Annotated in this window: 11 protein-coding genes; 1 reads left to right on the forward strand and 10 read right to left on the reverse strand. The window is 43.0% G+C overall.

Annotated features, from left to right (window positions below; translation table 11 throughout):
- Nucleotides 1–103: 103 nt before the first annotated feature.
- Nucleotides 104–1,081, reverse strand: coding sequence for a threo-3-hydroxy-L-aspartate ammonia-lyase (locus HWQ43_RS10580; RefSeq protein ID WP_292732760.1), 978 nt, complete (start codon nt 1,079–1,081; stop codon nt 104–106).
- A gap of 492 nt (nt 1,082–1,573) precedes the next feature.
- On the opposite strand from HWQ43_RS10580, the gene HWQ43_RS10585 reads away from it, so the two are divergent.
- Nucleotides 1,574–2,386 (forward strand): SDR family oxidoreductase, encoded by an 813-nt coding sequence (locus tag HWQ43_RS10585; protein ID WP_292732762.1) that lies wholly within the window; start codon nt 1,574–1,576, stop codon nt 2,384–2,386.
- Between the two features lie 287 nt (nt 2,387–2,673).
- On the opposite strand, the gene HWQ43_RS10590 is transcribed toward HWQ43_RS10585, so the two are convergent.
- The 9 genes from HWQ43_RS10590 to tyrA all read right to left on the reverse strand — a co-directional run bounded on the left by HWQ43_RS10590 (nt 2,674) and on the right by tyrA (nt 15,498).
- On the reverse strand, nt 2,674–4,008 hold the full coding sequence (locus HWQ43_RS10590; protein WP_292732764.1) for an alkaline phosphatase PhoX: 1,335 nt from the start codon (nt 4,006–4,008) through the stop codon (nt 2,674–2,676).
- Between the two features lie 380 nt (nt 4,009–4,388).
- A complete protein-coding gene (aroF, locus tag HWQ43_RS10595) occupies nt 4,389–5,459 on the reverse strand; it encodes a 3-deoxy-7-phosphoheptulonate synthase (protein WP_292732766.1) in 1,071 nt (356 codons plus the stop codon).
- Nucleotides 5,460–5,706: 247 nt separating this feature from the next.
- Complete coding sequence (gene trpD, locus HWQ43_RS10600; RefSeq protein ID WP_292732828.1) at nt 5,707–6,798, reverse strand: anthranilate phosphoribosyltransferase; 1,092 nt, start codon at nt 6,796–6,798, stop codon at nt 5,707–5,709.
- A gap of 78 nt (nt 6,799–6,876) precedes the next feature.
- Nucleotides 6,877–8,106 (reverse strand): tryptophan synthase subunit beta, encoded by a 1,230-nt coding sequence (gene trpB / locus HWQ43_RS10605; RefSeq protein WP_292732768.1) that lies wholly within the window; start codon nt 8,104–8,106, stop codon nt 6,877–6,879.
- Between the two features lie 131 nt (nt 8,107–8,237).
- The gene (trpA, locus tag HWQ43_RS10610; protein ID WP_292732770.1) at nt 8,238–9,065 is read right to left on the reverse strand and encodes a tryptophan synthase subunit alpha; all 828 of its coding nucleotides are present in this window, start codon (nt 9,063–9,065) and stop codon (nt 8,238–8,240) included.
- A gap of 454 nt (nt 9,066–9,519) precedes the next feature.
- Complete coding sequence (trpC, locus tag HWQ43_RS10615) at nt 9,520–10,347, reverse strand: indole-3-glycerol phosphate synthase TrpC (protein ID WP_292732772.1); 828 nt, start codon at nt 10,345–10,347, stop codon at nt 9,520–9,522.
- A gap of 141 nt (nt 10,348–10,488) precedes the next feature.
- On the reverse strand, nt 10,489–12,699 hold the full coding sequence (locus HWQ43_RS10620; RefSeq protein WP_292732773.1) for an anthranilate synthase: 2,211 nt from the start codon (nt 12,697–12,699) through the stop codon (nt 10,489–10,491).
- 499 nt (nt 12,700–13,198) lie between these two features.
- Nucleotides 13,199–14,395 (reverse strand): 3-dehydroquinate synthase, encoded by a 1,197-nt coding sequence (locus HWQ43_RS10625; protein WP_292732775.1) that lies wholly within the window; start codon nt 14,393–14,395, stop codon nt 13,199–13,201.
- A 41-nt stretch (nt 14,396–14,436) separates the two neighbouring features.
- Nucleotides 14,437–15,498: a bifunctional chorismate mutase/prephenate dehydrogenase gene (tyrA, locus tag HWQ43_RS10630; RefSeq protein WP_292732777.1), complete on the reverse strand. Its 1,062-nt coding sequence runs from the start codon at nt 15,496–15,498 to the stop codon at nt 14,437–14,439.
- Nucleotides 15,499–15,502 lie beyond the last annotated feature (4 nt).

A 15,502-nucleotide genomic window follows, 5' to 3' on the forward strand; every position in this document is an offset into this window, starting at 1 on the left:
ATTATGCAAACACTAACCGGAGGCGATCGCATCAGCCCCATCATCAAAAGTGCGTAGGCGCAGCCCGTAGGCATCGCAGTTTGTTAATTGGAAATTTAACTTTTCAATCTAATCCCACAGAAAACAATTTACCAACTTGCGCCAAATCTACATTTCCACCACTGATGATGACACCAACCCTCGCCTCTGGTGCTGTCACCACACCTTCGAGTAAAGCAGCAGCAGCTAATACTCCAGTGGGTTCAACTACAATTTTCAAACGTTCCCACAAGAAAAACATGGTGCGAAGAATCGCTTCTTCCGATACTGTCACCATATCATCGACGTAATGCAGCACTAAGGGGAAAGTAATTTTACCAAGGCTAGGAGTCCGCGCACCATCGGCGATGGTATCAGGATTTTTGACGGTTTGCAGAGTTTTGGTGTGAAAGGAGCGGGTAGCATCGTCGGCAAGGGCTGGCTCTACGCCGATTACTTTACAATTGGGTAAAAGTGACTTGGCTGCGATCGCACACCCTGAAAGTAATCCGCCACCGCCACAACAAACTAATAGTAAGTCCAACTCACCAACTTCTTGGATTAGTTCTAAGGCAGTTGTCCCCTGACCGGCGACTACATCAGGATGATCGTAAGGGGGAATGAGTGTCAAAGAGCGCTCATCTGCTAACTTTTGGGCTAATTCTTCCCGGTTTGTTTCTTGGCGATTGTACAAAATTATCTCTGCACCATAACCACGAGTGGCAGTTTGTTTAACGGCAGGAGCATCATCAGGCATGATAATGGTGGTGGGAATATTTAGTAATTGTCCAGCTAAAGCGATCGCTTGGGCATGATTTCCCGATGAATAGGTGATAACGCCTGTTTGTTTTTCTGCTATCGATAGTTGAGCTAGGGCGTTGTACGCGCCTCTAAATTTAAATGCCCCCGTGCGTTGAAAGTTTTCGCACTTAAAGAATACTTGGCTATTGGTGCGATCGTTTACGATTCTAGATGTTAGTACAGGCGTGCGGTGGGCAATCCCCAAAATTCGCTTTTGTGCTGCTTGCACGTCAGTTATAGCAACGGAATTAGGTTGTGACATTGATGACGATATGTAAGAATTCAGGAGTCAGAAGTCAGAATAGTTAAAGAATTAGGAAAATATTTGATAATAAATATACTAAGTATACTAGATTCTTTCTAAATTCTGACTCTTGGGTGCTGAATTATAACGACGAGATTAAATATTCTTGCTCTTGTTTATATAGATACAGATTTTTCTATTTGCGCCTAATATCCTGGATTGAAGCATACTCATTTCAGGTGCATAGCATCATTTTTTTCACCATAAAAATAGCTATAGCAGACATTATATATTGCTGTAGCTAAATTTATAAACGTTAAATAAGAATCCAGAAGTCAGAATGAGCTACGCCCCGCTGCGTTAACAGAAGTCAGAATAAATTAGCGGGGAATTTAAACCAAATTTAAATTAAATTCTGTTAGCGGTAGCGGGGCGTTTAGCCCATTCTTGCTCCTGACTTCTGAATTCTTGTTGTTAAATTAATTAACTCAAATTCGCCATTTTTGTAACATGAATCAAGCATCCGAAAGTCGGCAAAAAAGAACTGCTCTAATTACAGGAGCGGCTAGTGGCATAGGCTATCAATTAACCCAGATTTTTGCTCGTCATAATTATAATCTTGTGTTAGTAGATAAAAATGAACAAAAACTTACTGAAATTATAGATGAATTCCCCGATAAATTTGGCATTTTTGTCAAAATTTTTGTTAAGGATTTATCTATCCCAACAACCCCAGAAGAAATTTTCACAGAATTACAGCAAGCATCAATCTTGATTGATGTGTTAGTTAACAATGCTGGCTTTGGTACTTATGGAGCATTTTGCGAAACAGACCTCAGCACTGAATTGAAAATGCTTCAGGTAAATATGGTCAGCCTGACTCATTTAACGAAGTTGTTCCTTAAAGATATGGTCGAGCAAAACTATGGAAAAATATTAAATGTGGCCTCGGCGGCTGCTTTTCAACCGGGTCCTTTAATGGCAGTTTATTTTGCTACTAAAGCCTATGTATTATCATTTTCAGAAGCGATCGCTAATGAATTAGAGGGTACAGGTGTCAACGTGACTGTTCTTTGTCCAGGGCCAACAGCATCGGAATTCCAACAAAATGCTGCAATGGAAGATTCAAAGATTGCTAACGTTAACAGAATGATGGATACGGAAACCGTCGCTAGGATTGGTTATCGGGGCTTAATGAAAAACAAAACTGTTGTTGTTCCTGGGATGAGAAATAAGATATTAACTGAAAGTGTCAGATTTACGCCCAGAAATTTAGTCACGAAGGTTGTTAGAAGTATGCACGAACTTCAAAAAAAGAAGTAGTTCGAGATTTTATACTCTTTTCAATAAGACCCGAACAATGGATTTTTTAGAGGAAATAATTTCTTGTTTGGGTTTAAGCATTTGTAAAAATCTGCTAAATGGCACTAAGAAAATATACAGCCGTTGCTCTGACTGCTTCCCAGCCTCTAGGCAGGGAACCCAGTCTGGAAGGGCTGCCGCCTCCGATCTTCTTGACAAGAGGCAGACCCTCTTTTAAATACATTTCCAGCCTGGAGGCTGGGAACAAGGCTACACAAGCCTTTGGGCTTTTCTTAGTGCCATTCATATTAGCCTCTATTACTGTTCCAAGGACCCCAGATAGCTAAAGTAATACCAGGGCTTTGAATGTTGACAAACAAAGTACGACCATCAGGTGAGAAGCAAGATCCAGCAAACTCACCAGTTTGGAGGGCATTACGCGCAAATTTGTAGATTTCACCACTGGGAGTAATACCGATTAAGAAATTATCACCGTCTCCGTCCTCACAGAGGATAAGATCGCCAAAAGGTGCCACAACTAAGTTATCGGGCATATCGAGTTCATCTTTAGATTGAGACTCGACAAACAATTCAATTGTCTCTTCACCTGGAATGTAGCGCCAGACCTGACCACCGCCTACAGGGCCACCATCTGTAGCAGTGAAGTAAAATTCTCCTTTGCAATTGTTGCCTTTTTTATCCTTCTTATCCTTGTTGTCTTCATAATAGATGCCTTCCCCACGGCTAAACTGGGCTGCACCTAAGTTGCGACCTTGCACTCTGACATTATCTGTAGTTGTTGGGTTGGGGTCAGGAATATTCACCCAATCTACAGACAACTTCTGTCCTACTACGAAACCGGTCTTGGTGTTTACTCCTGGTCTACCTATAATCCTCAGAGCTTGAAGAATGCCTCCTTCTTTTAACTGGCCACGAACCTTCGGGATAAAACGGTAGAAGAGGCTATCTCCTCTATCTTCAGTTTGATAGACATATCCAGTTTTGGGATCTACAGCTATAGCCTCATGATTAAACCGTCCCATCGCAACTAGAGGCACTGGAGCTACAGGAGAAGTGGCGCTAGCTGGAACCTCAAAGTTGTAACCGTGTAACTTTGTGACTCCATTAGTTGCACTTGGTATAGTTGTATCTTCTTCACAGCTAATCCATGAACCCCAAGGAGTTAAACCACCGGCACAGTTACGAATGGTTCCGCCGAGAGAGCTGAACTGTTTGATCAACTGGCGATCGCGTCCAACAACCAGAGTCGTAGTGCCACCTCTGCAAATGGGATCGTAGGGATTTGGTACTTGTACTCGTGTACCAGAATTGATGCTAAGTTCGTGATTGCGAACCAGAATGGTTGTGTTTTTGGGCCCAGAGAAGGCTGCCATACCGTCATGATTACTAGGCTCTAGATTGCCATCACTCATCAGGGTTCCAGTGCGAGAGATAACTTGATACTCAAATCCTTTTGGTAAATCTAACAAACGATTGGGATCTGGTAAAAGTGGGCCATATCCTTTACCAAGTTTTTTACCAAAGGCTTTTTTGGCAAGAAGACCTTCCAAAGGAGACACCATCAAAGTGCCGACGGCAGTAGTACCTGCTACTGCAAAGAATTTACGTCTTGAGAGTGTCATGAGGATGATTGGTTACTTAAGATAATGCTTAAGAAAAAATATTTGATTGTGATTAAGTTTGGGTAATGCTTTATTTAATTTAGGTTAGTTAATAAAAAATAAATTTATATAAAAGCTTTTCAAAATCAGCCAAATTTATGCATGTAAATTTTATCTCAACAGAATTCAGGAGTCAGAATGGGCTAAACGGCCCGCTACCGCTAACAGAATGGATTTTGTACGAAAAAACGAATGAACAAGGAGGTTTAAAACCCCCACCCAATCATGATTGGATGGGGGTTTAATTGGCGGGTCTGTAGCAAGACTCCGCAGGGTATCCTTCACTGATTGCGAGTCCGCGTACCCTGAAGCGATCGCACCAGAGCATTTTGATTCTGAATTCAACGCCCACCAATACGATCAAATACAGGTGTAGTCCAGCGATCGACTAGTTTGCCCAGAATTGACATTTCTTGAACTAAGCGGTCAAATTTCTCAGGGGTGAGAGATTGGGGGCCATCGGATAAAGCTTTAGCTGGATTGGGGTGAACTTCAATCATTAAGGCATCTGTACCAGCTGCGATCGCAGCCATTGCCATTGATGGCACATATTCAGACCTACCAGTACCATGACTGGGATCGATCATAATTGGTAAATGGGTCAGCGATCGCAACACCGGCAGCACTGATAAATCTAAAGTATTGCGGGCATATTTACCATCAAAGGTTCTAATTCCTCGCTCACAAAGAATTACATTGGGATTTCCAGATGCCATAATATATTCTGCCGCCATCAGCCACTCGTCAATTGTTGCAGACATACCCCGCTTCAGCAGCACAGGTTTATCTTGAGCGCCTACCTTTTTCAGCAACGAAAAGTTATGCATATTTCGCGCTCCGATTTGGATGATGTCAGCTACTCTCGCCACTGCGGATAAATCGGCAGCATCCATTAGTTCTGTGACGATACCTAAACCAGTAGCTTCCCGCGCTGCTGCTAATAAATCTAAAGCGCTTTCACCATAACCTTGAAACGCATAGGGTGAAGTACGGGGTTTGTAGGCTCCGCCACGCAAAAACTGTGCCCCAGCTGCCTTCACCCGCTTTGCTGTTTCGACAATCATCGCTTCATTTTCAACAGAACAAGGCCCGGCTACCACTACAATCGGATGATGTTCGCCGAAATAGACACGACCGTTAGGTGTAGGTACAACCACCTCGCTAGCTTCTCCATGTCGGAATTCTCGACTTACCCGCTTGAAAGGTTGTTGCACTCGTAATACTTGCTCAATCCAAGGGCTGAATTCCTGAACCTGTAATTTATCGATGCTAGTGGTATCACCAATTAGCCCCAGCACAACTTTATGAGTGCCAACACTTTTTTCTACCGTGACTCCCCAAGTGTCACTCAGTTCTTGGCTAATGCGAGTAATTTCCTCAACAGGTGTACCGCTCTTAAGTATGATAATCATCTGTTTTTCCTTCCGTATAGTTAGTTTTTGGGTGTAATATATTGACCCCTCTCCAAACCTCTCCCTGAAACGGCTACGGTGTACACACAAGTCTGAAATAGCTGATTAAGCAGGGTTTTACCCCACTCTAACCCTCCCCGTATGTATTGGGGAGGGAATTAGATTTCCTGTTTCCCCCCTTTATAAGGGGGGATTAAGGAGGGTAATTCGACTTGTGTAACCGTAGCCGAAACGGAGAGAGGTTCGTCTAGCGCAAAAATTCCGCAAGTTGTTCTAGTTTTGTCCAAGCCGCGCCGCTTTGCAGAATTTCCTTGGCAAGGGCAATACCTTTAACACAACCTGCTAAAACATCAGTTTCCCCATGAATGGCTTCACCAACTTGCAGAGCTAAGGCTGTATTTAAAGCGACTACATCTTGTTGCGCTTGAGTGCCTTTACCTTGCAAAACTGCTTTCAAGATTTCGGCATTTTCTTGGACATCTCCACCGGACAACGCCGCAGTGGGTGCAAAACTTAAACCAAGTTCTTGAGGATTGAGTGTCAAAGAGCGGACTTTTTTATCTTGGAGTACAGCCAAATCAGTGACATCTGCTAAACCAGCTTCATCTAAACGTTCCCGTCCGTGGAGGGCGATCGCTTGCTGACATCCCAGTTGGGATAAGGCTTGCACAATCTCTTCTAGTAAAAGCGGGTCGTTGACACCAATAATTTGCCCTGTCGGTCGCATGGGATTTACTAGCGGCCCGAGCAAATTAAAAACAGTCCGCACTTTTAAAGTTTTTCGCAAAGTTGCGATCGCCTTTAGTGCAGGATGCCAGCCGGGAGCAAACAAAAAGGTGATTCCGATTTCACCCACTGCGGCTTGTACTTTTTCAGGAGTGGCGTTGAGATTTATACCCAAAGCTTCCAGTACATCAGCGGAACCAGCCTTGCTGGATGCCGAACGATTGCCATGTTTGGCAACCTTTACCCCAGCAGCAGCAGTGACAAAGGCCACAGCAGTGGAAATATTAAAGGTTGAAGCTCCATCTCCACCAGTTCCACAGGTGTCAATTAGGGGAACTGGGAACTGGGAACTGGGAACTGGGGATTGGGATTGTAAGACGGTGGCCATGCCGACTAATTCTTCGGCAGAGACGCCTTTGGCTTGAATTGCGGCTAAAATCGCTCCTGATAGAACATGGGGAATGGCATCGGTGAGCCAACCTTGCATCAAATCCGCAGCTTGGGAAACCGTCAACGATTGCCGATTTAACAACTGTTGTAATAAAGCTGGCCAGTTGTAGAACTCAGGAGGGATGGAGATTTTATCGGGTGGAGTTTGCGTTACAGCGATCATATTTATTGGGCATGGGGCATGGGGCATTGGTCATTCACGAAGGACAAAGGACAAATGACTAATGACAAGAAGAGAAAATTAAGGAATTAGGACTTTGGCGACAGTTTGCACATCCTTGTCACCTCTGCCGGAACAATTGATGACGATGCGGGGGCTGCCTTTTAATTGAGGACAAAGGGTTTCTAGATATGCGATCGCATGAGCAGTTTCTAATGCTGGGATAATTCCCTCTAATTGCGAAAGCCTTTGAAATGCTTCTAACGCCTGTTTATCGGTAACACTGTAATACTCAGCGCGACCAAGATCCTTTAAATAACTATGCTCAGGGCCAACGCCGGGATAATCTAATCCTGCACTAATTGAATGGGCTTCGATGACTTGACCATCATCATCTTGCAATAAATAGCTCATTGCACCGTGCAACACACCTATTTTCCCTTTTGTCAAGGTAGCAGCGTGTTTTTCTGTATCTACACCTTCACCCGCAGCTTCCACTCCAATTAGGCGTACCGAAGATTCATGCACAAACTCATTGAATAAGCCGATCGCGTTGGAACCTCCACCCACGCAAGCCAGTAGAATATCTGGTAATCCTCCCCATTTCTCCTGGGATTGAGCGCGAGTTTCTACACCAATTACCGCGTGAAAGTCACGGACAATCATTGGGTAGGGATGAGGGCCAGCAACGGAACCCAGGATGTAATGGGTTGTTTCTACATTCGTCACCCAATCTCGAATTGCTTCCGAAGTTGCATCCTTGAGAGTGCCTGTACCTGCTTCTACGGGACGAACTTCTGCACCCATTAACTTCATACGGAACACATTCAGGGCTTGGCGTTCCATATCCTGGACACCCATGTAAATCACACATTTCAAACCAAACCGCGCGCATACAGTTGCAGTCGCTACGCCGTGTTGTCCTGCACCTGTCTCTGCAATCACCCGTTGCTTACCCATGCGTTTAGCGAGTAACACCTGAGCCAACGCATTATTAATTTTGTGAGCGCCTGTATGATTTAAATCTTCGCGCTTTAAATAAATTTGCGGTCCTGTGCCATCTGGTCTAGCGTAGTTTGTTGTCAGCCGTTCCGCAAAATATAATGGGCTGGGTCGTCCTACATAGTCACGCAGTAAGTTTTGCAATTCTGCTTGGAAACTCGGCTCGTTGCGATATTGATGAAATGCTGCTTCTAATTCACTTAATGCAGGCATTAAGGTTTCTGGGACGTATTTACCGCCGAACTTTCCAAACCTGCCCAAAGAATCTGGTTGTTGAGTTGCAGTCTTGATGTCTTGTAGACTTACCATTGGTTAAAATCCTTTTATGTTCAAATATATTTTTGATCAAGATTTCCTCTGTGTTCTCTGTGCCTCTGCGGTTGGTTATTTTTTATCGAACCACAGAGGCGCAGAGGACGCAGAGAGAAGAAAGAGGTTTTTTACTTTGCGCAACCAACTTGTTGCAGGGATGCAGAAGAAATTGCTGTTTTAAGTTCTCGACAAAATTCTTCTACAGCTTGCAATCCTTCTGTTGGGCTACCTTCAGCTAAACGTTTCACAAAGGCGCTACCAACAATCACCGCGTCTGCACCCCATTCCATGACTTGATGTGCTTGTTTTGGTTCTGAGATGCCAAAACCAACACCGATGGGTTTATCGGTGACGCTTCGCAACTCTGTAATTAAATGCTCTACGCGGTTTTGGATTTGAGCGCGGATACCTGTAACGCCTGTAACACTAACTAGATAGATAAAACCTTGAGATTGACGAGCGATCGCAACAATTCTATCTTGAGAACTGGTAGGAGCTACGAGTAAAATTACCTCAATTCCAAAAGATGCAGCAGTTTGGATTAATTCTTCTGCTTCTTCTAAGGGTAAGTCTGGTACTACCAATCCCTGCACCCCAGCAGTGGCAATTTGCGCCAAAAACGACTTAATACCCCGGTGCAAAATGGGATTGTAGTAAGCAAATAGAATTATCGGCGCTTTTAGGCTAGGAATCACTACGTGTAACATCTCTAGCACTTGCTCTAATTTCGTGCCTTTTTGCAAAGCGCGGGTTGCTGCTGCTTGAATCACAGGCCCATCTGCGAGAGGATCGGAGTAGGGAATGCCTAACTCGATAAAGTCAGCACCGTTGCGATCTAAGATGCGTAAGGCTTCGGCAGTGGTTTCTAGGTTAGGATCGCCTGCTGTGATAAAGGGGATTAAAGCACATTGTTGGCGATCGCGTAAAGTTTGAAAGGAATCGGAGATAGAGGTCATGCTGAAAAATAGTTAATGATTGTTTAATAGTTTTAGAATAATTTACACTTAGCAATTAGCTATGCCTATGCTAAATTTTTTGTTAACGAGTCTTTAATCCTCGTGAATGAGTCTTTTATACTCGTGAACGAGGCTTTTATCTCCGTTAACGAGTCTTTTATACTCGTGAATGAGTCTTTGATACTCGCGAACGAGTCTTTTATACTCGTGAATGAGTCTTTGATACTCGCGAACGAGGCTTTTATCTCCGTTGACGAGTCTTTTATCTCCGTGAACGAGTCTTTTATCTCCGTCGTCGAGTATTAGAGCTTAATTTTTTGAAGTAATATAGCGCTTCTCGCTTGGATGCAATACACTTTGACCTCTCTCCAAACCTCTCTCCTAAAAGGAGAGAGGCTTTGAATCTTACTCCCCTTCCCTTGCAGGGAAGGGGCTGGGGGGTTAGGTCTGTATTCTAAGAAAGGCTCAAAATCTCACGCACAGCTTGTTCTACATCCCTTTGTTTAACTAAAGACTCTCCAATCAAAACTGCACGCGCACCAGCCTCAGCGACAAGAGATAAATCAGCAGGTGTATACAGTCCAGATTCGCTGACAACGGTGATATCTAAGCTTTGTAATTGTTGTTGACGCTCTGCTAAAAGTTGCTGTGTTGTTCCTAAATCAAGGGTAAAATCTTCTAAATTGCGATTGTTGATTCCTACTAAACTTAGGTTATCAAGCTTTAGCACTCGATCCAGTTCAGCTAAAGTATGGACTTCTACCAGTGCAATCATGCCCAAATCGTGAATTACTCGCAAAAAATCTTGGAGTTCTCGATCTGATAAAATAGCTGCAATCAACAATACTGCATCTGCACCTGCTGTCCGTGCTAAATAAATTTGATAGCGGTCAATGATGAACTCCTTGCACAGTAAGGGTAATGCTACTTGCGATCGCACCCTTCGCAGATTATCAAAACCACCCTGAAAGAACTTTTCGTCAGTCAGGACTGATAAACAAGCTGCACCGCCTCGTTCATAAGCTTGAGCGATCGCTACTGGGTCAAAATCTGCGCGGATAACCCCACGGCTAGGTGATGCCTTTTTTACTTCAGCAATTAAGCTCGGTTGGTTGGGGTTTTCTTGTAAAGCAGTCAAGAAATTTCGCACATTCGGGGCTGTATTCAACTGTTGTCGCAATGAGCCTAAAGGCAGTTCTTGCTGCATTTGTGCAACTTCTTGCCTTTTATGCGACACAATGTCTTCAAGAATATGGCGAGGAGGGGCAAATTGGTTAGTCATAATCTAGGTAAATGGGGAGTGGAGAAAGACGCAGGGGAGCAGGGGAGCAGGGGAGCAGGGGAGCAGGGGAGCAGGGGAGCAGAGGAGAAGTTGCAGTAAGTTTTTCCCCTCTGCCCCTCTGCCCCTCTGCCCCTCTGCCTCTTATACCCTATGCCCAATAACCAATGATTCTACAGTTTGCGTATATGCACGCACCACATTTTTAATTATTTCCAAACCGACTTCTCCACCTAAAGTCATGATTGATTCTGGATGAAACTGAACGGCGGCGATGGGAAGTGTCTGATGTTCAATGCCCATAATTACGTCGTCATCAGAAATCGCTGTTACTTTGAGTTCTTTTGGCAAACTTTGCGGTAGGGCAAACAATGAGTGATATCTACCAACTGCAAAGGATTCTGGTAAGTTTTTGAAAGTTACAGAATTGGAATCGGTGACGAAAATCCGTGAAGATTTACCATGTTGAGGATAGTTGAGAACTCCCAATTCGCCATCAAAAGCTTCAACGATGCCTTGCAATCCCAGACAAACTCCGAAAATAGGAATTTGGCGATGCAGAAGGGCGCCAACAGTCTCGGAAACCCCAAAATCACTTGGTCTACCAGGGCCAGGGGATAAAACAACTAAGTCAGGGCGTTCTGTATCGAATAGCGATTCCGAGAAACCATGACGCAGTGTGGTCACGCTTGCACCAGTTTGGCGAATGTAATTGGCTAGGGTATGAACAAATGAGTCTTCGTAGTCTATTAATAAGATACGTTTGCCAGCTGCCGCACTTGGGAGGAGTTTCGTTAATTTTAGAGAACTGGACTCATCAATTTTCTGACTCGTTTGCTTCACACGCCGAATTGTTTCAAATAAAGCAGCAGCTTTGGTAATTGTTTCTTGTTCTTCTGCTTGGGGTATGGAGTCATAAAGAACAGTAGCCCCGACTCGCACTTCCGCGATGCAGTCTTTTAATCGAATTGTCCGCAGAATTAAGCCAGTATTTAAATTCCCGTTGAAATTTAAATAGCCGACTGCTCCACCATACCAACGTCGGGCGCTCTTTTCGTGCCGTTCAATAAAATCGATTGCTGCCCTTTTGGGTGCGCCGGTGACTGTAACTGCCCATGTATGCGAAAGAAAGGCATCTAAAGCATCGAATTGCGATCGCAGTGTCCCTTCAACATGATCTACTGTATGTATCAGGTGGCTGTATAATTCAATTTGGCGACGACCGATGACTCGTACTGAACCAGATTCGCAGATTCGGGATTTGTCATTGCGATCGACATCAGTACACATGGTCAACTCAGCTTCATCTTTATGAGAGTTGAGTAAATGACGAATTTGCACCGCATCATCAAGAGCATCTTGTCCCCGGCTAATAGTGCCACTAATGGGACAAGTTTCTACCCGCCTACCTTCAACCCGCACAAACATTTCTGGAGATGCACCAATCAGATATTCGCCACCTAAATTAAAAATAAATCCATAAGGACTAGGATTTATTTCCTTCAAGGTGTTAAATAGTTTGCTGGGTTCATCTTCATAGCCTTCAAAAAAGTTTTGACTAGGAACAACTTCAAACAAATCGCCTCTGCGGAAATAATCGAGTGCAACCTCAACTTTTTTCGCATATTCGCCTACTTGATGGTCAGCAGTTTGATTTGGTAGCAGATGTTTGCCGCGATAATCTACAGACTCACCAGTTCTTGGAAGATTCTTGGTATTGCTGTGCGCTGTTTTAAAATCATATTGTAGACGAAATGCACGTTGCTGATAATAGTCAACAACAATCAATTCATCTGGCAAATAAAGTACCAAATCGCGCTGATCTGTAGGACGATCCAAATGTTGGGTAATTGGTTCAAACTGAAAAACTAAGTCATAACCAAAAGCACCATACAACCCTAAATGCTCATCTTCTTGACTAGAGAAAGTATATAGAATTTCCCTAACAACGGTAAATGATGAAGGCTGTTTACTACGTTCCTCTTCAGGAAATAATTTTTCTGAAGCTTTAATAAAGCCTACAACAATGTTATTTTCTTGGGTGACATTCTCAAGTTGTTCTGACTGAGATAGTCTCTCTAAAAGGAATGGCAAAAGTACTTGACCGCGTTCATTTAATGCTATCAAAGTGAAAGCATTACCCTGTGTAGTCAACTCTAACGGTGGATTGACAAATCCGATTGCCCATCTTTTGTATCTGCCAGGATATTCGTAGCTACTCCTTAGCAACCCTCCGCGCTGAGAATTTAAATGGAATAGAATATCATCGAGAGCAGTGTCCATCTTAACTTCAGTGATGGAGCGAGAAACACTTACACCACCAAGAGTATTGTAAGAACGTGAATCAAAAACCATGAGTAATTTCTCTAGAATATTTGTTAGTCAATCATTAATCATTATTAGTAGTTATTTTTAAATTTAGAACAGACTTAGAGGATGTTTGAAAAGTCATGATTGATGTGTCAAATATTTTTTACCCCACCCTAACCCTCCCCTTATAAAGGGGAGGGAACCGGATTTTCTAGTTTCCCTCCTTTACAAGGGGGGATTAAGGGGGGTAATAATTCGATTAAAATCACAGCCAACACTTTTCAAACAATCTCTTAGATAATTCTCTATCAATCCAAGCCAATACATTTAATCCGCGTATTCTTTTAAAAAAATGTGATGAAAAACTTTTTAGTTCTTATTTAAGAATACTAGAGATCAAGCAGATAATACATTGAATAATTTTTCGATTGGGTGTCAATTTATTCGCTTTTTATACTGCTTTTCTAGTACATTTACCAACAACCCTAGTTAAACAAATCCGCCTCCCCCAAAAGTAGTAAATAACCTCATAAAACCTCTGCGTTTAAAATTCCCCCCTCACTTCCCCCAACAGCGATATTGCTTGCCGATACAACAACAAATTTACCTCATGAACCTCAATTCTTTTTCCAATCCCTTTTAACAGCGTCAAAGTCAACTCTCCCCCCAAATGTTCGCGGAATTCAGTCAAACCCCGAAACAAACAATCAGGATCTTCCAGATTTGATAACTTCTCAGCCAGTTCTGGCACATACAACGTGAAACCCAATGCTGATAAACTATTTAATATCCGTTGCCACTCCGAACAATCCAGCAATCCTGCTAAATAAGAATAAGTACTATCCAAAGCAATACCGATCGCAACTGCTTCGCCATGACGCAAGCGATAATTTGTCAAATGCTCCAGCTTATGAGCCGCCCAATGTCCAAAATCCAGGGGACGAGACGAACCCATTTCAAAAGGATCGCCGCCATTGGCAATATGTTCTAAATGCAACTGCGCGCAACGATAGATAACCTGTTGCATAGTATCCATATCTCGCCGCCTCAGAGATGCGGTGTGAGAGTGGATAAAATCAAAAAAGCTAGCATCCTTTATTAGCGCTACTTTCACTGCTTCTGCAATCCCAGAACGCCAATCGCGATCGTCTAGAGTTGTCAAAAAGGCAGAATCATTTATAACTGCATAAGGTGGCGCAAATGTGCCAAGAAAGTTTTTTTTACCAAAAGCATTGATGCCGTTTTTTACACCAACCCCAGAATCATTTTGCCCTAACACCGTCGTCGGCACCCGAATGAGACGAATTCCCCGGTGAGCAGTTGCGGCTGCATATCCTACCAAATCCAACACCGCCCCGCCCCCGATCGCTAACACATAAGAATGGCGACATAATCCAGCGGTTTCAATCTGTTGCTGGATTTGCTCTAATAAAGTGCGATCGTTTTTGGCAGCTTCTCCTCCCGAAATTATCATTGGTTCAGCTGCGATCGCTAGTACCTCTGCATAAAACTTGGTATACGCGACTAATTGCTTTACCAATTCAGGTTGATACTTTAATATTCCTGCGTCTATCACTGCAACTAATTTCTTTGGCTTTGCCTCTTCATCCGCACCAATCACTTGGGCTAAGGTGGGATTTTTCAACTCAAATAAATTTTGAGTGAAGTAAACCTCGTAGTTAAAAGTAACCGAAACACGCTGATTAATTAATCTACTTTTTTGCTTAAGATCAGCTACCATGATTTTGCTCTTTAAAGACTAATATTTGTATGGATCTTGGGTTAAAAATCTCGTTGGATAGCCATTGCATTTAAAGGCTGGATAAAAGTATTAAATTTCTCTTCAAAAAAGCTTTGAGCCTTTTCAAATTCCTGAATTAATGCATCTCTATCTTTCATCGCTACTAGTTTTGCCAAACGACTGTAAGTATCAGCTAAAAAGCTAATTGCATCACATCTTTCTTCTGTAGCTAGCATAATATCCACACATAAGTGAGGATTTTGGGAAAACAAACGTTTAACTATGTCAATTTCTTGACGGTAGTTAGAAGTTGACATGGTTAAAGTCTGTTGTATATCAATTTTTGCTTGGGCTAAGAAAACACCAAGACTAAATCTACAGAAATGTTGCGTTGCTTGAACGATCACCATTATTTGATCGTGTTCTTCAGGCGTACAAACAATTAACTCTCCACCTTGACTTTTAATCAAGTCTAAAAACCATTGAAATGAATCATCGTTTCGACCTGGACACACCACTACTTTTTGTCCAAAAAACGATTTTACATTTGGCCCAAACATTGGGTGTAAACCCATGACTGGGCCAGAATGGTGTTCGAGCATTGCTTGAGTTTGCTGTGTTTTAATACTCGTAATGTCACACAAAGCGGTAGTCGGAGCAAGGTATTTCGCTGCCCGCTTGATAACATCAACTGTATGTTCAATAGGAACGCTGACTAAAACTAATTCTGCCTGACTTAATAGTTGATCTGCATATTCCCAATCATCAGATTCGAGGACACTAACATTATTACCTACTAGCGAAAGTTGCTCTTTAAATAATTTTCCCATCCTGCCGCATCCACCGATGATGGTAATTTGTCGGGGAGTGACATGATTTGTTGCATATTTAGGAATCAGAGTAGTATGACAACTATTTAGCACACCTGCCCAAACAGACTCAGGAATACCAGCTTCAGCGAGTAGGGGAGCGACATCAGCCAGTTGTTCATCTAAAGAAGGTGGTTCTGATGCTGCTAATAATGATATGCGATCGCTCAATAAGGCAATCAACCTCTGGTCAGTTTTTTTCAGCCGATCTGAATAAGAGGATTTTAAAGGCATTTTT

This window comes from Nostoc sp. JL31 (assembly GCF_017114965.1).
GTDB lineage: Bacteria > Cyanobacteriota > Cyanobacteriia > Cyanobacteriales > Nostocaceae > Nostoc > Nostoc punctiforme_A.